Origin of the sequence: Rhodococcoides navarretei, from assembly GCF_038069675.1 — a bacterium.
GTDB classification, from domain to species: domain Bacteria; phylum Actinomycetota; class Actinomycetes; order Mycobacteriales; family Mycobacteriaceae; genus Rhodococcoides; species Rhodococcoides navarretei.
Window position 1 is genome coordinate 875,832 of sequence record NZ_JBBPCN010000001.1, and the last position, 15,603, is coordinate 891,434.

Consider the following 15,603-nt stretch of genomic DNA (forward strand, 5'->3'; position numbering starts at 1 on the left):
CGAAACGATGGCAACACCATCTCGCTACTCGCCGCACGGCACCGTCCAGGTCGGCCGGTACGTCCAGCGCCTCGGGCGCGTTCCCGGCTCGATGCTGCAGGCGCTCGGTCATCAACTGACCTTCTGCGTGCAGGTGCTCACCGCCATTCCGCATACCATGCGTACCTACCGTCGGCAGATGATGCTGATTCTCGGCGACATCACCTGGGGCAGTGGGGCATTGGTGGTCGGCGGGGGCACCGTCTCGGTGCTCGTCGTACTGGGTGTCGCGGTGGGTGCCTCCATCGGCATCGAGGGCTTCAACACGCTGGGAATGGTGGGTATGGAACCGCTCACCGGGTTCGTCTCCGCCTATGCCAGCACCCGTGAGTTGGCACCGATGGTCGCGGCCATCGGCTTCGCCGCGCAGGCCGGGTGCCGCATGACGGCAGAGATCGGCGCGATGCGAATCTCCGAGGAGATCGATGCCCTCGAGGCGCAGGGAATTCGTTCGATCCCGTTCGTCGTCACCACGCGAGTGATCGCGGGCATCATCACCATCGTTCCGCTCTACCTACTGACGTTGATTCTCGGTTACGTTGCGTGCCAGGTAGTCGTCAACGTGTTCAACGGCCAGTCCTCGGGTACGTACGATCACTACTTCACGGCATTCCTGCAGCCGATGGACGTGGTCTGGTCGCTGCTCAAGGCGACGATATTCGTCATCACCATCATCTTGATCCACGGTTACCAGGGCTACTACGCATCCGGCGGACCCGAGGGTGTGGGGCGGGCATCCGGGCGCGCAATCAGAGCGAGTCTGATCGCCGTCGTCGTGCTGGACATGATCCTGACGATCGTTCTGTGGGGATTCGATTCGGGCATAAGGATTTCGGGCTGATGGCAGTTTTCGAGGATTTGTCCGGGCGGTCTGCCGGGCCGGCTGCGCTCAGAATGCGTGGGCTGGTCGTCGTCGCGATCGTCGCAGTGGTGGCGGTGCTGCTCACTGCCTACGCCAAGGGATATTTCGAGTCGAAGTTCCCGTTGACCATCGATGCGGCAACCGTCGGCGATGGTCTTGCCCCGGGTGCCGAGGTCAAGTTCAGGGGTCTGGCGATCGGTACCGTCGACCGGATCGACACTCTCGGATTCGGCCGCCAGCGAATCGAATTGTCCATCGACGGAGCACAATCGGCAGAACTGACCGATACGCTGCAGGCCCAGTTCACCTCGTCCAACATCTTCGGCTCGACGGCCATCGAGCTGATCTCCGACGGCACGGGTGGAGCGCTTCCGGAGAACTCGACGCTCACCATCGCACCCGACAGCGCCAATGTCACTGTCACCAGTGTCTTTCGGCGCGTAGCGGCCTTGACTGAGGTACTCGATTCGGATCAGGTGCAGCACCTGTCCGATCTGCTGGCTCGGATCTCCACGGATGTCTCGGAAAGCCTGAAGCCCTACTTCGACACTGCCCGCATGCTCACCGAGAATCAGATCGATCCGCTTGCGCTCAAGTTGCATCGCGGCGGCGAGCTGGGACAAGGAATCGATGACTTGATACCGCCGCTGCTCGATCTGGTGGTGGGAGTGGTGGACAACAGCGCCTACTACGAGCCGATGGACAACCGGACCCGCACTCTCGACGCCATCGACGGCCTGAGCAACGAATTGCTCTATCCGCTGGGCGCGATGCTCGAGACCAACAACCCGAACCTGACGAAGTTGCTGTCGACCACTCTGGACCTGTTGGTCCCGATCACCGCCTCACTCGGAACATTGGCCCCGGCGTACGACCGAGTGCCGACGGTCATCGACGGTGTGTCGGATGCCTTCCCGGTCGTCGACGGCGTTCCTCAGCTGCAGCTCGACGTCATCGTGGCCTCGATGCCGAACATGGCGAGTGCCGTGAACGCGTACGAGAGCCAGGGGGAGCGGTGATCAAAGTGAGCCGGACCGTCGTCAAATTGGTGGTGTTCACCGTGGTGATCGTGCTGTGCGCCTACGTGATCGTCGCAGCGTTGCGAACTCCTGTGGGCGGCGAGAAGTCATCGTACACAGCAACGTTCGATGACGTCTCCGGACTGTACGAGGGTGATGACGTCCGGATGTCCGGGGTGCAGATCGGCAAGGTCGAGTCGATCGATCTCGACGGCTCTCTGGCGACGGTCTCGATGGAGGTCGAGGCCTCCCGGTCGGTGTACGAAACGACGCATGCCGCCGTTCGCTACCAGAACCTGCTCGGCCAGCGGTACGTGGAGCTGGTACAGACCGGATCGGCCTCCGATCGGGTGCTGCCGGCCGGGTCGACCATTGCGCTCGAGAACACGGTGCCCTCGTTCGACATCACCGAGCTGTTCGATGGATTCAAGCCGATCTTCGACACCTTGGACACCGCGCAGCTGAATCTGTTCGCGGAGAACATCCTTCGCATGGTGCAGGGTGACGGCAGCGGAATAGCGCCGGTGCTGAAAGATATCGACACGATCACCACCTTCGCGACCCAACGCGAGGCGATCATCGCCCTGTTGATCGACAACCTGGGGCAGATCTCGACGACCATCAGCGGAAAGTCGGCATCGGTGGCCAGTCTCGTCGAACAGTTGACCTCGCTGGTGTCGCGACTGAGTACCGAGATGGATCATGTCTTGTCCTCCCTCGATCAGGCGAACTACGGACTCGGCCCCCTGGTCGGTCTGGGCGAGCAGCTCCGAGACGCGTACGACGGCGGTTACGCCCCGGTGGACGGCATACTTCGCCGGCTCATTCCGCAGACCGACCAGGTCACCGAGATCCTGGCGCTCACCCCGTCGTTGCTGACCGGACTGAATCAGCGCATCCCCGAACCGGGGCAGACCTACACGTGTAGTCAAGGACAGCAGGACATTCCGGGAATCGGTCGGATCGTTCTCGGTAATCAGAATTTGGTGGTGTGCCGATGAACAGAACCTTCCGCAAGGGCGTTCGCGACGAGGAGTCCGAGAACCGGAAACATCTGACGTGGGGTCTCCTCGGCACGCTCGTGGCCGCGGCACTGTTGCTGGGAGCAGGCGCGGTGTATGCCGTGCCGTTCGGCGAGAAGACATACGTCGCGCATTTCGGCTCGTCCGGTGGCCTGGCGGCCGGGGACGAGATCAGAATCGCCGGCATCGCAGTCGGCACCGTGCGCACGGTGGCTCTTGCGGGCGATCATGTCGATGTCACATTCGGGGTGGACCGCGACGTGTTCGTCGGCGATACCTCCAGTCTCTCGGTGCAATTACTCACGCCGATCGGTGGGCACTACGTCAAGCTCGAGTCCGCCGGTGACGATCCCCTGGGCGACGATCCTGTTCCGACGGAGCGCACCAAGACCCCGTTCGACCTCTCCGACACATTGGAGCAGGTGACGCCGCTGGTCCGCGACATCAACGGTTCGACATTGCGTGCGACGGTCGCCGAGGTGGACAAGGCCCTGACCGTCCAGCCGGAGTCGACTCGCCGGGTGGTCGACAGCCTCACCCAGCTCACCGATCTGATCGCACAACGCTCCGATCAACTCGAGCGAGGTTTGGCGGTATCCGACGAGTACACCGCGGCGCTGTCGTCCGATCAGCTCATGCTCGACGAGTTGGTGCGGCAGTTGGGGACTCTGACGAAAGGCTTCGGTGACAAGCGCACCGATGTCGTCAACGCATTCGATCTCTTGAAGCGCCTGTTCGAGCTCTTCCATCGCCCCTTGATGGCATACGAGGAGGGAATCGAGCCGTCCGTGGTGCAACTCGAGGAGATAGTGCAGAAGGTCTTTGCCCAATTCGGTGACTTCGATGCGGCGCTCACTCAAGTGAAGACCGCATCCGACCAGATCGGCGCGTTGGTGGCGCACGGTGACGGAGGCGGACCGGTCATCGACCAATCGCAGAGCGTCGTCACCGGTGCGGGCGTGTGCATTCCACTTCCGGGGAAGGCGTGCTGATGACTCGTCGGTGGAAGCGTCCGGTGATAGTCGGGGCGTCGCTCGTCGCCGTGGTCGCGCTGACGACCACGGTGGCGTCGGCCAGCGGAGTGATCGATGTGGCGAGCCGAACATCCAGTGTCTGTGCGCACTTCACCGATACGGTCGGGCTGTACGAGGGAAACTCGGTCACGATGCTCGGCGTCGAGGTAGGAACCGTCACGTCGATCGCCACCGACGACAGCGTTCCCGACGGGGTCCTGGTGACCATGGACGTGGACGAAAAGCTGGCACTCCCGGCCGACGTCGGCGCGGTGACGTTGTCCAGTTCGATCGTCACCGACCGGCATGTGGAGTTCACCGAGCCGTACACCGATGGGCCCGCATTGGATCGGGCCGAGTGCATTCCGCTGGCGCGTACTCGGACCCCTCTCGGCGCGAGTGAGACATTCGACGCCGTCTCGAAGTTGGCGACGGATCTGCTGGGCCCGGTGAATGCCGACGGCACTCGGCCCGACATACTCGGCAACGCGCTTCGTTCGGTCGACGGTGCCCTCGACGGTTCGGGACCACAGCTGAATTCGGCCATCGCGCAGCTCTCCACGCTGGTGGGTGAACCGAGCGATCGGGATGCCACTGTGCGGCGACTGATCGACAACATCGACAAGCTCGTCGACGTGTTCGCCGTCAGCTGGCCGGACGTCGCCAAGCTGCTGGACAACTTGAAGGCCGGCATGATCACGCTCACCGAATTCACCACGTCGTTCAGTGGTGGAGTGGCGTTGGCGGTGGACTTGATTCCCGTTCTGGCGCGCCAACTCGACAAGTACGGCGACAAGGTCTACGGATTCCTCGACCAGTTGATACCCATCGTGGACGTGGGGCTCGGCCGAATCGGCGACATCAAGGACATTCTCGAGCAGGTGCCCACCGTCAGCGACTCGCTGGTGACGCTGTACGACGAGGATCTGCGAGCAGGCCGATTGACCTACCATCCACCACAATTCGAAATCGACACCAATTCTCCCAACGAAATCTGCGCCGTGATCAACAAGTACCGTCCCACCTGTTCGGCCGATCAGCAGCGCGGCGATGTCATCGACGTCGGACTGGTGCAGTTGATTCTCGGATCGGCGGGATGGCGATGAGGCCGATACGTCATCGGGCTGCAACGATTCTGGTGATCGGCACGGTGATCGCCGGCTGCAGCGCGAATCCGGCCGATCTGCCCATCCCCGGTAGTTATGTCGACGGTGACAAGTACACCGTGGACATCGAGTTCACCAGCGTGCTGAACCTGCCGGCCAAGGCGAAGGTCATCGTCGACGGTGTCGACGCGGGAGTCCTGGACCACGTCACTCTCGTCGACGACAAGGCCGTGGCTACCGTCGATCTCTCGGCCGATGTTCGCCTGCCGAAGATGACGACAGCCGAGCTGAGGCAGAGCACGATTCTGGGCGAGATCTACATTTCGCTTCAGCCACCCGAGAACAACACGAGTACAGAGGAATTGGCGGACGGCGACCTCATTCCGCTCGAACGGACGGTGCCCGCGGACAACGTCGAGGATGTGCTGCGCGGACTGTCGAACGTGGTGACCGGCGGGCACGTGGTGGAACTGCAGGAGGCGGTGAACAACGTCAACGCAGCGGTGCCGCAGGATCCACAGATGTTCGACCGGGTGAACACTGCCGCTCGTGCTGCCATTGCCGATCTGGGAGCCAACACCGGCGACATCGATCGTATTCTTGCGGCAGCAGAGGGTGTTTCGAACACTCTGGTGCAACAGGAGGCGGGCTTGACCCGGATACTCGATCTGGGGCCATCGCGGGCGGCGGGACTGTCCGAGGTCCTCTTCAGCGTGGTGAATCTGATCTTCGCCCTCGGCTACATGTCTCAGAACATCGGCGACGTACTCGGTCCGCCGTATCAGGAGTTGAGCGGTGCACTCGGAATCATCCTGCCCGCCGTCATGACGATTTCCTCGGCCGATACCACCGTGCCGATGAATGTCGAGAAGGTGAACACCCTGCTGCGTGAACGCCTCGTCCCGTTCTTCTCGAGGACGCCCAACATTGCGATCGCTTCTGTTCGGGCCGAGGGTGTTCCGGACCCGGGAGTCAGGGCCGACGAGATGATCGGTGTCCTGCGATCGATCGGAATAGTGCGATGAAGTTCTCCACGGTGTTCTCACTCGTCGCGCTGTCGGTACTCACAGTGGCCGGCATCGGCTACATGAGTATCGGTGTTCTCGGCATGGACCCGCGCCGCGACCACAACACGGTCATCGTGGAACTGGCGAGCTCAGGCGGTCTGATGACCACCTCGCAGGTCACCTCACGCGGAATGAAGATCGGCGAGGTCGACGACATCGCCGTCACCGCCGACGGACTGAGTGTGACGCTGAGTCTGGATGCGAGCCATCGCATTCCGGTCGATTCCGATGCGGTCGTGGCCAACCTGTCGGTGGCGGGGGAGCAGTACCTCGACATCCGACCGCGCCGCGCAGGCGCGCCCTACCTGCACGACGGGTCGGTGATCCCGATGGATCGGACGCTCGTCTCGGCCACCGTCAGCGACACCCTCGGGAAAGTCGATGCGCTCGTGGCGCAGATCGACACAGGTGCGCTCTCGGGACTGGCGGAGACCGCGAACACGGCGGTGGTGGGCCGCGACCCGGAGATAGACAACCTCGTCGATACTTTCAGACTGCTCGCTCTGACGTTGCGGGACAAGAGCGAAGAGATTCGGCACCTGTACGACAATGCTCAGGAACTCGGACGAAAGGCGTACGGATACGGGCCGGTGCTCAGCGACGCCGGTCCGTGGGTAGGGTCCACCGGCCAGGGAGTGTCGAGTCTTCTGCAAGCGTTCGAGCAGTACTCCTATGTGGCCTCGGACGTGTGGGACGACCCGATCGGTCCACTGATCACCAAGATCGACAGCTATCTCACCCCCACGTCTCCGGACTTGGCGTTGATCGCCACGTTGCTGAAGCCATACACGGCACCGCTCGAGCCGTTGCGGGTGGACGCCGGAAAGATCATCGACATGCTGGGTGGAATCTTCCCGGAGGGAGGGCCCGCGCGTGTAGCCGTGACCATTCCGAACTGACCGATTTCTCTATCCCACACTGGAGTGACTCTCATGACCGATACCGCGCCCCCTCAGGAACACGACACCCCGGCCGAGAGCTCGTCGACGGCCTCGGATTCCACTGCACCCCAGGCGTCGACGGCCTCCGTTCCCCGCGGATCCGGTCGCTCTACCTACACGGTTGTCGCAGCGGCACTCGCGGTGGTTGCCGTCGTGGTGGCAGCGGTGTTCGGCTACCTGTGGCACACCGCGGCAGGTGATCTCGCCGCTGCGCGGCAGCAGGAGACCGATCGGCAGATCGCATTGAACACAGCCCGGGATTACACGACCAGATCGCTGACGTACGACTACAACGACTTGGACGCATTCTTCGCCGGCGTCAAAGACGGGGCGGCGCAACCTCTGCAGGACCGGTACGACGGAGTCAAGGATGCGCTGACGGCGATCATGACCGAGTCGCAGGTGGTCGCCTCGGGCGAAGCACTCTCGGCAGCAGTCGATTCCGAGACCGACGGGGTGTACAAGATCTCGGTGTACGCGCAGCAGCAAACCCGTAACGTGCAGTCGCCCGACGGCGGTACGGTGGCCAACATTCTCGCCGTGACCGTCTCCGATCACGACGGGCAGTGGATCGTGGACGATTACGGACCCAAGAACCAATAGGCCGTCCCGGCCGTCTATTGCTTGGTGGCGCTGACGAACTGGGCCAGTCCGCGGATCTCTTGCTCGACCTCGGTCAGTCCCGACGCCTCGAACACGTCGACGAACAGGTTCTTCGGGAACATCCTGACGCCGGCCAAGCCGGTTCCGAGGCTCACGGCGGCACCGAGCGGTGCCGGGCGTGGCTCGCAGCTGGTCATGATGGCGATGCGTCCACCCGGCCGTAGGACGCGAATCAACTCGTCCAGCACCGTCATCGGCTGCGGAACGAGATAGAGCGCGGCGTAGCAACAGACGGCGTCGAATGTCGCGCCCGCATACGGCAGATGCGCTGCATCCCCGCGCACGTATGCCGCCCGTGGGCCTCGGTTGTCGCGTACTGCCCGGGCTATCATCGCCTCGGAGATGTCGAAACCCACTGCGAGGCCGTCACCGGTGAGAGCCTCGGACAGAAACCTCGTGAAATTGCCTGGGCCACAAGCAACGTCGAGTACACGCTGAGGGCCGCCCAATCGAAGGTCGGCGACGGCTTTGGCGCGCTCGGCCGACATCGACATGCCGGCGATCCCCATCAGGGACACTCCGAACGGGCGCCACAGCTTTTCGTAGATCGCTGCCACCACACGATTGTTCATCGCGACACTCGCCGGCGACGGGTTGGGTGCCGGCACGTTCGGCATCAGTTCGACGTAACCGCCGTCGGTGCGTGCCAGTCCGCGCAGCATCTCCGGCTCGATCATCTCGAGGGCACGGCGCAGTGCCGTCTCGGGTGACTCGCTCATCGTCGTGGCGGCCGGTCGCCGTAGTCGCGTTCGACGCGCAAGGTGCCGAGAGTCGTTGCCAGGCCGTCATATTGGGTTACCAGAAGCATGAATTCGATGAGCCGACGTTCGTCGAACTGCGTTGCGAGCTCGGCCCACGTGGCGTCGGTGAGAGATTTGGTATCGATGAGCTCGTCGACGGCGGTCAAAATGGTGCGGTAACGCGCCGACAATCCCGGGGCGTCCGGTCCGGTCATGATCGACTCGAGTAGATCCCGGTCGATACCCGCGCGCCGGCCGAGCCGAATGTGGTGGTCCATTTCGTATGCGGAATCGCGTAGATGGGCCACGCGCAGGATCACCATTTCCGATTCCTTGCGCGAGATCTTGCCGCCGGGCATCAGGTGCCCGCTGTAGAACAGCCATGCTCGAAACAGGCCGCCGGTGCGACCGAGGGTGGTGAACAGATGGGGATTCGGCACGCCCGCACCCTTGGCGATCACCTTGCAGATGACCCAGTTGACGGGCCCGAGAGTCTTGGCGGTTCCGGACGGAATACGTGGAGTGGTCACAGTCACACCGTACCGACTGGCTGCCGGATCGTCATCGGGTCATTGAAGGCTAGGCTAACCTCTTCATGAACACGCACAACTCACCTTCGGAGGACCCATGACGAAGTTCAAGGCTCGTGGTGCCGGGCTCGCGCTCGTCGTCGTAGCGCTCGCTGTGACCGCGTGCTCGTCCACTGCGGCCACGACCGAGAGCGGTTCCGCCAGATCGATCGAGACCGTTCGGGGAACCGTCGACGTTCCGGAAACCCCACTGCGCGTGGTCACTCTCGAGCCGGTCGAGCTCGACACCACCGTCGCCCTCGGCGTCGTGCCTGTTGGCACCGCGGTACTCAGTGAGGTGAGCGGTGTGCCGTCGTATCTCGGTGCCGAAGCGGCAGGCATCGCGACCGTCGGCACGGTGCCCGAACCGACCATCGAGGACATTGCGGCCCTGCAGCCGGATCTCATTCTCGGCACCGAAACCCGGCACGCCCAGTACTACGACCAACTTTCCGCCATTGCACCGACGGTGTTCATCGCCTCCCAATCCGATCCGTGGCGCGACAGTGTCCGGTTCGTCGGACGCATACTCGGCAGGGAGGCGAAGGCAGAGGAACTGCTCGCCGCTTACGACGAGCGGTGTGCCGAGATCGCCGAGAAGCACGTCACTGCCGGGAAGACCGCGCAACTGATCAGGCCGCGCAACGGCGAGCTGACGCTCTACGGACCGTCCTCGTTCGCCGGAAGCACCCTCGAATGCGCAGGATTCACCACTCCGCCGCGGCCGGAATGGGCCGACGAGATCTCGGTCGACCTCTCCACCGAGCTGGCGGCTCAGGCGGCAGCGGACCTGATCGTCGTCACCGCCGACGATCCGTCGGACCCGGCAGCGATCCCGGCGTCGATCACCGCCAATGCAGCCGCGCTGCCGAACCCGCATGCAGTGGATCTGTCGTACTGGATCACCGGTGTCGGGCCCAAGGGGGGACAGGCCGTGCTCGACGACATCGATCGAGTTCTCTCGGAATAGCCCGGCTCACATTCGGATCGCGCCCGCCAGCGCCGCAGCGTGCTCGGCCCGCTCGACCACCCGGTCGCGTGAGGAATCGATATGTGCCAGTAGCAGTTCCAGTGCCGAGTCCAAGGTCCCCGCGAGGACGCGTTCGACGATGTCGATGTGTTGATCGATTGCCGAGACGACGGCTGCGGCGTCGAGACCACCGAGGATGCGCACCGGGCGCACCTTCGCGTTGACGGTGCACAGTGCCTCGGTCAGAGCCGGGTTACCCGAAGCAGCCAGCAGTGTGACGTGGAAGTTCTCGTCCAGGGACACCAGATCGTCGGTGGTGTCGGGTGGGTCGGCCCGCAAACCGACCCAGGTGTCCAACAGATTCGACAGCGACGACCGATCGACCGGGTGCGACATCGATCGAGTGATGCCGCGGGCTTCGAGGGTGGAGCGTAGCTCGTACAGATCGGGCAGGTCGCCGATTCGGGGGCGATAGGCGTGCAGACCGGCGTCGTCGCGGGTGACGAGGCCGTCGGCCTGCAATCGCGCCAGCGCCTCACGCACCGGAGTGCGCGAGACCCCGTACAGCTCGGCGAGACGCTCCTCGCCGAGCCGTTCCGTGGAGCCGATGGCACCGGAGATCAGATCCCGGCGTAGTGACGAATAGACCTTCTCGCGAAGGTCCTTGCGCGGCACGACGTATCCGGTCAGATCGCCATGGCCGCGCGGACGTCCGCCTCGGACTCGGTACCGCCGACACCGGTGGACGTGATTCGGCCGGCCTCGAGGATGTAGTAGTTCTGTGCCGACTCGAGGGCGAAGCCGATGTGCTGCTCCACCAACAACACTCCGAGACCACCGCGACGGGTGAGCTCGAGAATGGTGCGTTCGATCTCGGCGACGACCGACGGCTGGATACCCTCGGTCGGCTCGTCGAGTATCAGCATTCGCGGCTCGGTGATCAATGCCCGGGCGATCGCGAGCTGCTGGCGTTGACCACCCGAGAGCAATCCCGCTCTGCGACCGAGCAATTCCTTCAACGCCGGAAAGAGATCGAGTGCCTCGTCGACGAGAGCTTTGCCGCGCTTGCGACCGTCGGCGACGACCTGCAGATTCTCGGCCGTGGTCAACTGGCCGAACGACTGCTGACCCTGCGGCACGTACGCGAGTCCGCGGGCGACCCGGGCGCTCGGACGCAACGCGCTCACGTCCTCGCCGTCGAACATGACCTTGCCTGAATCGACCTTGAGCAATCCGACCGCTGCCCGCAGCAGAGTGGTCTTGCCTGCACCGTTGTGCCCCATCACGGCGGCGACACCGTCGGCCGGAACCGTCAGCGATGCACCGTGAATCACTTCGCTGCGGCCGTAACCGGTACGCACATCCACCAGTTCAAGCATGACCGGCTCCCTCTTCTGCTATCTGATCGAGTTCCTCGCCCGCAGCCGCGGTGCCGAGGTAGACCTCTTGGACCTTCGGATCTGCCTGCACCTCGGCCACCGTGCCCTCGGCCAGGACCCGTCCGGCGGCCAACACCGTCACCGAGGTGGCGAACATGCGCATGAAGTCCATGTCGTGCTCGACCACCACCACGGTCCGCTCACCGCCGATGCGCTGCAGCAGCTGGCCGGTTTCCTCGCGTTCCTCGTGACTCATGCCGGCGACCGGCTCGTCGAGCAGAAGTACGTCGGCGTTCTGTACCAACAACATTCCGATCTCGAGCCACTGCTTCTGACCGTGCGCGAGAATTCCCGCGGGCTTGTCTCGCTCGGCCGTCAGGCCGATGGTCTCGAGGGCCTCCTCGATCTGGGGGAGCACCGATCCTCGACGACGCAACATCGTCAGCACGGACCGTCCGGACCCGGCGGCGATATCGAGGTTCTGCAACACCGTCAGATTCTCGAAGATGCTGGCGGTCTGGAAGGTTCGGCCGATGCCGAGGCGCGCGATCTGATGCACCTTCTTGCCGAGCAGTTCCACGCCGGACTTGGTGACCGAGCCGGTGGCCGGGACGAGGCCGGTGATCGCGTCGATCAGCGTGGTCTTACCGGCACCGTTGGGCCCGATGAGGAAGCGCAGATCGCCCTGCATGAGCGTCAGATCGACGTTGGTGTTGGCCTTGAAGCCGTCGAAACTGACTGTCAGATCGCGTACTTCGAGGTACTGACTCGACATGCCGGCGTTGCCGCCGAACGTGGGGTGCGGGCCTTCGACATGAATCATCGCGTCAGTTCCTTTTCTGGCTCTTCACTCGGTTCGGGGACCGGTTCGAGTTCCTTCTTTCGTTTGCGCAGTGCGAACAGTCCGGCGATACCGGCGGGGAAGAACCCGACGACCACCACGAACAGCAGACCCTGCGCGTACGTCCAGCCCGACGGGAACTGCTCGGACAGTGTGGTCTGAGCCCAGGCGACGCCCAGTGCACCGAGGACCGGACCGAGCAGCGTGGTGCGACCGCCGATGGCGACACCGATGAGGAATGCGATGGACGGGACGATGCCGACGTCGTTGGGGGAGATGATGCCGACGATCGGAACGAACAGGGCCCCGGCCAGACCCGCGAAGAATGCCGCGGCCACGTACGCGACGATCTTGACGTTGGCGGGGTCGTACCCGAGGAATCGGACGCGCTCCTCCTGATCGCGCACAGCGACCAGGAGTTCGCCGTAGCGTGAGTACATCAGCTGCCGGGTGATGGCCACGACGACGAGCAGTACACCTGCGGCGATGAAGAACAGCATCTGCTTGTTGGCGGGGTCGTTGAGGTTGAACCCGAAGAACGTGCGAAACCTGTTGAGCCCGTTGGAGCCGCCCGTGGTCTGCTGACCGATGAGCAGAATGGCGAACGCGGCGGCGAGTGCCTGGCTGAGGATCGCGAAGTACGCGCCCTTGACTCGACGCTTGAACACGCCGAGACCGAGCACCAGTGCCACCAGGGCGGGCACGAACAGGATGCCCAGGATCGTGGTGATCGGCGAGGTGAACGGCACCCAGTACGAGGGCAGTTCGCGAATTCCGGCGATCGACATGAAATCCGGTACGTCGTCACCACGCAGGTCGGCGTCGGAGATCTTCAGGTGCATGGCCATGATGTAGGCACCGATGCCGAAGAAGACGCCCTGACCGAGGGTGAGCATTCCGCCTCGACCCCAGGCCAATCCGATTCCGACCGCCACGATCGCGTAGCAGATGAACTTGCCCAGTAGGTTCAGCCGGAAGTCGCTGAGGACGGCAGGAGCGACGGCGAACAACAGGATCGCGGCGATCGCGAATCCCAGTAGGGCACCGCGCTTGGCGATGAACTCGCTCATACCAGGCTCCTTGTCTTGACGGCGAACAAGCCTTGGGGGCGGGCCTGCAGGAAGATCACGATGAGCACGAACACGATGACCTTGGCGATCGACGCCGTGGTGCTGTACTCGATGAACGAGTTGAGAATTCCGAGAGCGAAGGCCGCGATGACGGCACCCTTGATCTGGCCGAGGCCACCGACGACGACCACCAGGAAGGCGTCGATCAGATAGCTCTGTCCCACAGTGGAACTGGTGGAGCCGATGAGGGTGAGCGCCACGCCCGCAACACCGGCGAGACCGGAGCCGAGGAAGAACGTCGAGATGTCCGTCCTACGGCTCGAGATGCCCGAGGTCTCCGCGAGATCGCGGTTCTGGACCACCGCGCGGATGCGTCGACCCATGGCGGTCTTCTTCAGCGCGATCGACAGCGCGACAACGGCGACGATCGCGAGGACGAGGATGAAGATTCGGGTCTTGGGAACCACGGCACCGAGGATGTCGACCCCGCCGCTCAGCCATTCCGGCGACACGACGTTGACCGCGGGTGCGCCGAAGATGTCGCGAGCGAGCTGCTGCAGGATGAGCCCGACGCCGAACGTGACGAGCAGGGTGTCGAGTGGTCGGTGGTACATGCGCTGAATCAGCGTGACCTCCAACAACACTCCCATCGCACCGCCGACGAGAAAGCCGACGATCAGCGAGATGAACAGTGATGCGCCGCCGGTGGAGACGATCTGTTGAACGACGTAGGCCGTGTACGAGCCGGCCATGATGAACTCGCCGTGCGCCATGTTGATGACGCCCATCTGACCGAACGTCAGTGATAGCCCGAGGGCGGCGAGCAAGAGAATGGATCCGATCGACAGGCCGGTGAACAACTGTCCGATCACGACGTCCATGGGGGAGCTCCTTCGGAGCATGTGAGTGGAACTTCGTAGCAGGCTACGAAGTTCCACTCACATGGGTGGTGGTCAGTTGAGGTCTGCGGCCCAGTCGTAGGTCTCGAGGAACGGGTCGGGTGCAATCGCTTCGGGGGACTCCCACACCGTGTAGATCAGTCCGTCGGCGCGAATCTCACCGATGCGGGCAGTCTTGGAGATGTGGTGGTTGTCGCCGTCGATGACGACCTCGCCCTCGGGAGCGGCGAAGCTGACTCCGTCGGCCGCGGCCTGAATGTCCGATACCGCAAAGGAATCGGCCTTCTCGACGGTGTTCTTCCACAGGTAGACCGAGGTGTAGGCCGCTTCCATGGGGTCCGAGGTGGGCTTGTTGGCGCCGTACTTGGCCTTGTAGTCGGCGACGAACTTACTGTTTTCCGGAGTGTCGACGGTCTGGTAGTAGTTCCAGGCGGTCAGCTGGCCCTCGATGTTGGCGGCTCCGATTCCCGCCACCTCCTCCTCGGCGATGGAAACCGAGATGACCGGCATGTCAGCAGCTTTGAGGCCGGCGTTGGTGTACTCGCGGAAGAATGCGACGTTCGAGTCTCCGTTGAGCGTGTTGAACACCGCGTCGGCGTCGGCCGAGCGAACCTTGTTGACGATGGTGGAGAAGTCGGTCGAGCCGAGCGGGGTGTAGTCCTCGCCCTTGATCTCGATACCGTTCGCGGCGGCGTATGCCTTGATCTCGCGGTTGGCGGTCTGTGGGAAGACGTAGTCGCTGCCCACCAGGTAGAGGGATGTGACTCCCTGTTCCTTCAAATAGTCCAGGGCCGGAATGATCTGCTGGTTGGTGGTGGCACCGGTGTAGAAGATGTTGTCCGACGCCTCGAGTCCCTCGTACTGCACGGGGTAGTAGAGGAGCGCGTCGTTGTCCTCGAACACGGGCAGCATCGCCTTGCGTGACGAGGAGGTCCAGCCGCCGAAAACCGCTGCGACACAGTCGCTGCTGATCAACTTCTCGGCCTTCTCGGCGAACACCGTCGGCTCGGACGCGCCGTCCTCGGCGACGACCTCGATCTGCTTGCCGTTGACTCCGCCCGCTGCGTTGATCTGCTCGACGGCCAGTGCGATCGAATCACGCACTGTCACTTCGCTGATCGCCATCGTGCCGGACAGGGAGTTGAGCGATCCGACCTTGATGGTGTCGCCGGAGGTGTCGACACACGAGGTGGCCGAACCGCCCCCTCCTTCGGCGGAGGTGGTGTCGCTCGCCTTGCTCCCGCAGGCGGTGGCGACCAGGCTCAATGCAGCCAGTGCTGCGGGAACGACCATGACGCGCTTGACGGACATGCGCTTCGAGACAGCAGGCATCTACGGCCCTTTCGGAGGTTTGTATACGGAGATGTATTCGCGATTGCGAACAGTAAAGGGCCGTTATTGCG

17 protein-coding genes are annotated in these 15,603 nt (G+C 63.4%); 9 read left to right on the forward strand and 8 right to left on the reverse strand.

Annotation, left to right across the window (positions count from 1 at the left end):
* The first annotated feature begins 7 nt into the window (after positions 1–7).
* Genes AABD04_RS04345 through AABD04_RS04380 form a run of 8 tightly spaced genes read left to right on the forward strand, consistent with a single transcriptional unit; the run spans position 8 to position 7,672 of the window.
* The gene (locus tag AABD04_RS04345; RefSeq protein ID WP_341440347.1) at positions 8–880 is read left to right on the forward strand and encodes an MlaE family ABC transporter permease; all 873 of its coding nucleotides are present in this window, start codon (positions 8–10) and stop codon (positions 878–880) included.
* Positions 880–1,920 carry an MlaD family protein gene (locus AABD04_RS04350; RefSeq protein WP_341440348.1) on the forward strand — a complete coding sequence of 347 codons (1,041 nt, stop codon included), beginning with the start codon at positions 880–882 and terminating at the stop codon, positions 1,918–1,920. The genes AABD04_RS04345 and AABD04_RS04350 overlap by 1 nt, the downstream gene beginning before the upstream one ends.
* On the forward strand, positions 1,917–2,921 hold the full coding sequence (locus AABD04_RS04355; protein WP_341440349.1) for an MCE family protein: 1,005 nt from the start codon (positions 1,917–1,919) through the stop codon (positions 2,919–2,921). The genes AABD04_RS04350 and AABD04_RS04355 overlap by 4 nt, the downstream gene beginning before the upstream one ends.
* Positions 2,918–3,934: an MlaD family protein gene (locus tag AABD04_RS04360; RefSeq protein WP_341440350.1), complete on the forward strand. Its 1,017-nt coding sequence runs from the start codon at positions 2,918–2,920 to the stop codon at positions 3,932–3,934. The genes AABD04_RS04355 and AABD04_RS04360 overlap by 4 nt, the downstream gene beginning before the upstream one ends.
* Complete coding sequence (locus AABD04_RS04365) at positions 3,934–5,061, forward strand: MCE family protein (RefSeq protein ID WP_341440351.1); 1,128 nt, start codon at positions 3,934–3,936, stop codon at positions 5,059–5,061. The genes AABD04_RS04360 and AABD04_RS04365 overlap by 1 nt, the downstream gene beginning before the upstream one ends.
* Positions 5,058–6,086: an MlaD family protein gene (locus tag AABD04_RS04370; protein ID WP_341440352.1), complete on the forward strand. Its 1,029-nt coding sequence runs from the start codon at positions 5,058–5,060 to the stop codon at positions 6,084–6,086. Before AABD04_RS04365 ends, AABD04_RS04370 begins: the two co-directional genes overlap by 4 nt.
* Positions 6,083–7,027, forward strand: coding sequence for an MlaD family protein (locus tag AABD04_RS04375; RefSeq protein WP_341440353.1), 945 nt, complete (start codon positions 6,083–6,085; stop codon positions 7,025–7,027). The genes AABD04_RS04370 and AABD04_RS04375 overlap by 4 nt, the downstream gene beginning before the upstream one ends.
* Positions 7,028–7,060: 33 nt before the next feature.
* Positions 7,061–7,672: a hypothetical protein gene (locus AABD04_RS04380; protein ID WP_341440354.1), complete on the forward strand. Its 612-nt coding sequence runs from the start codon at positions 7,061–7,063 to the stop codon at positions 7,670–7,672.
* 14 nt (positions 7,673–7,686) lie between these two features.
* Here AABD04_RS04380 and AABD04_RS04385 read toward each other — a convergent pair whose 3' ends face one another.
* Both AABD04_RS04385 and AABD04_RS04390 read right to left on the reverse strand, forming a co-directional pair.
* Entirely contained in the window at positions 7,687–8,451 is a 765-nt protein-coding gene (locus AABD04_RS04385; protein WP_341440355.1) for a class I SAM-dependent methyltransferase, read from the reverse strand.
* Positions 8,448–9,008: a carboxymuconolactone decarboxylase family protein gene (locus tag AABD04_RS04390; protein WP_341440356.1), complete on the reverse strand. Its 561-nt coding sequence runs from the start codon at positions 9,006–9,008 to the stop codon at positions 8,448–8,450. Before AABD04_RS04390 ends, AABD04_RS04385 begins: the two co-directional genes overlap by 4 nt.
* Before the next feature lie 91 nt (positions 9,009–9,099).
* Between AABD04_RS04390 and AABD04_RS04395 the strand changes: the two genes are divergently transcribed.
* Positions 9,100–10,011: an iron-siderophore ABC transporter substrate-binding protein gene (locus AABD04_RS04395; protein WP_341440357.1), complete on the forward strand. Its 912-nt coding sequence runs from the start codon at positions 9,100–9,102 to the stop codon at positions 10,009–10,011.
* Between the two features lie 6 nt (positions 10,012–10,017).
* Here the strand turns inward: AABD04_RS04395 and AABD04_RS04400 are convergent, their stop codons facing one another.
* The 6 genes from AABD04_RS04400 to urtA all read right to left on the reverse strand — a co-directional run bounded on the left by AABD04_RS04400 (position 10,018) and on the right by urtA (position 15,532).
* Positions 10,018–10,686 (reverse strand): GntR family transcriptional regulator, encoded by a 669-nt coding sequence (locus AABD04_RS04400; RefSeq protein WP_341440358.1) that lies wholly within the window; start codon positions 10,684–10,686, stop codon positions 10,018–10,020.
* Positions 10,687–10,697: 11 nt separating this feature from the next.
* A complete protein-coding gene (gene urtE / locus AABD04_RS04405; protein ID WP_341440359.1) occupies positions 10,698–11,390 on the reverse strand; it encodes an urea ABC transporter ATP-binding subunit UrtE in 693 nt (230 codons plus the stop codon).
* The gene (gene urtD / locus AABD04_RS04410) at positions 11,383–12,213 is read right to left on the reverse strand and encodes an urea ABC transporter ATP-binding protein UrtD (RefSeq protein WP_243608562.1); all 831 of its coding nucleotides are present in this window, start codon (positions 12,211–12,213) and stop codon (positions 11,383–11,385) included. The genes urtE and urtD overlap by 8 nt, the downstream gene beginning before the upstream one ends.
* Positions 12,210–13,301 carry an urea ABC transporter permease subunit UrtC gene (gene urtC / locus AABD04_RS04415; protein WP_243596506.1) on the reverse strand — a complete coding sequence of 364 codons (1,092 nt, stop codon included), beginning with the start codon at positions 13,299–13,301 and terminating at the stop codon, positions 12,210–12,212. Before urtC ends, urtD begins: the two co-directional genes overlap by 4 nt.
* A complete protein-coding gene (urtB, locus tag AABD04_RS04420; protein ID WP_335741686.1) occupies positions 13,298–14,182 on the reverse strand; it encodes an urea ABC transporter permease subunit UrtB in 885 nt (294 codons plus the stop codon). Before urtB ends, urtC begins: the two co-directional genes overlap by 4 nt.
* A 72-nt stretch (positions 14,183–14,254) precedes the next feature.
* On the reverse strand, positions 14,255–15,532 hold the full coding sequence (gene urtA / locus AABD04_RS04425) for an urea ABC transporter substrate-binding protein (protein WP_335741685.1): 1,278 nt from the start codon (positions 15,530–15,532) through the stop codon (positions 14,255–14,257).
* Between the last annotated feature and the right edge of the window lie 71 nt (positions 15,533–15,603).

What these genes read in the sequence shown, in the direction of transcription:
- AABD04_RS04345 (WP_341440347.1), top strand. Translation starts at nt 8, where the DNA reads ATGGCAACACCATCTCGCTACTCGCCGCACGGCACCGTCCAGGTCGGC.
- AABD04_RS04350 (WP_341440348.1), top strand. Translation starts at nt 880, where the DNA reads ATGGCAGTTTTCGAGGATTTGTCCGGGCGGTCTGCCGGGCCGGCTGCG.
- AABD04_RS04360 (WP_341440350.1), top strand. Translation starts at nt 2,918, where the DNA reads ATGAACAGAACCTTCCGCAAGGGCGTTCGCGACGAGGAGTCCGAGAAC.
- AABD04_RS04365 (WP_341440351.1), top strand. Translation starts at nt 3,934, where the DNA reads ATGACTCGTCGGTGGAAGCGTCCGGTGATAGTCGGGGCGTCGCTCGTC.
- AABD04_RS04370 (WP_341440352.1), top strand. Translation starts at nt 5,058, where the DNA reads ATGAGGCCGATACGTCATCGGGCTGCAACGATTCTGGTGATCGGCACG.
- AABD04_RS04375 (WP_341440353.1), top strand. Translation starts at nt 6,083, where the DNA reads ATGAAGTTCTCCACGGTGTTCTCACTCGTCGCGCTGTCGGTACTCACA.
- AABD04_RS04380 (WP_341440354.1), top strand. Translation starts at nt 7,061, where the DNA reads ATGACCGATACCGCGCCCCCTCAGGAACACGACACCCCGGCCGAGAGC.
- AABD04_RS04385 (WP_341440355.1), bottom strand. Translation starts at nt 8,451, where the DNA reads ATGAGCGAGTCACCCGAGACGGCACTGCGCCGTGCCCTCGAGATGATC.
- AABD04_RS04395 (WP_341440357.1), top strand. Translation starts at nt 9,100, where the DNA reads ATGACGAAGTTCAAGGCTCGTGGTGCCGGGCTCGCGCTCGTCGTCGTA.
- urtE (WP_341440359.1), bottom strand. Translation starts at nt 11,390, where the DNA reads ATGCTTGAACTGGTGGATGTGCGTACCGGTTACGGCCGCAGCGAAGTG.
- urtD (WP_243608562.1), bottom strand. Translation starts at nt 12,213, where the DNA reads ATGATTCATGTCGAAGGCCCGCACCCCACGTTCGGCGGCAACGCCGGC.
- urtC (WP_243596506.1), bottom strand. Translation starts at nt 13,301, where the DNA reads ATGAGCGAGTTCATCGCCAAGCGCGGTGCCCTACTGGGATTCGCGATC.
- urtB (WP_335741686.1), bottom strand. Translation starts at nt 14,182, where the DNA reads ATGGACGTCGTGATCGGACAGTTGTTCACCGGCCTGTCGATCGGATCC.
- urtA (WP_335741685.1), bottom strand. Translation starts at nt 15,532, where the DNA reads ATGCCTGCTGTCTCGAAGCGCATGTCCGTCAAGCGCGTCATGGTCGTT.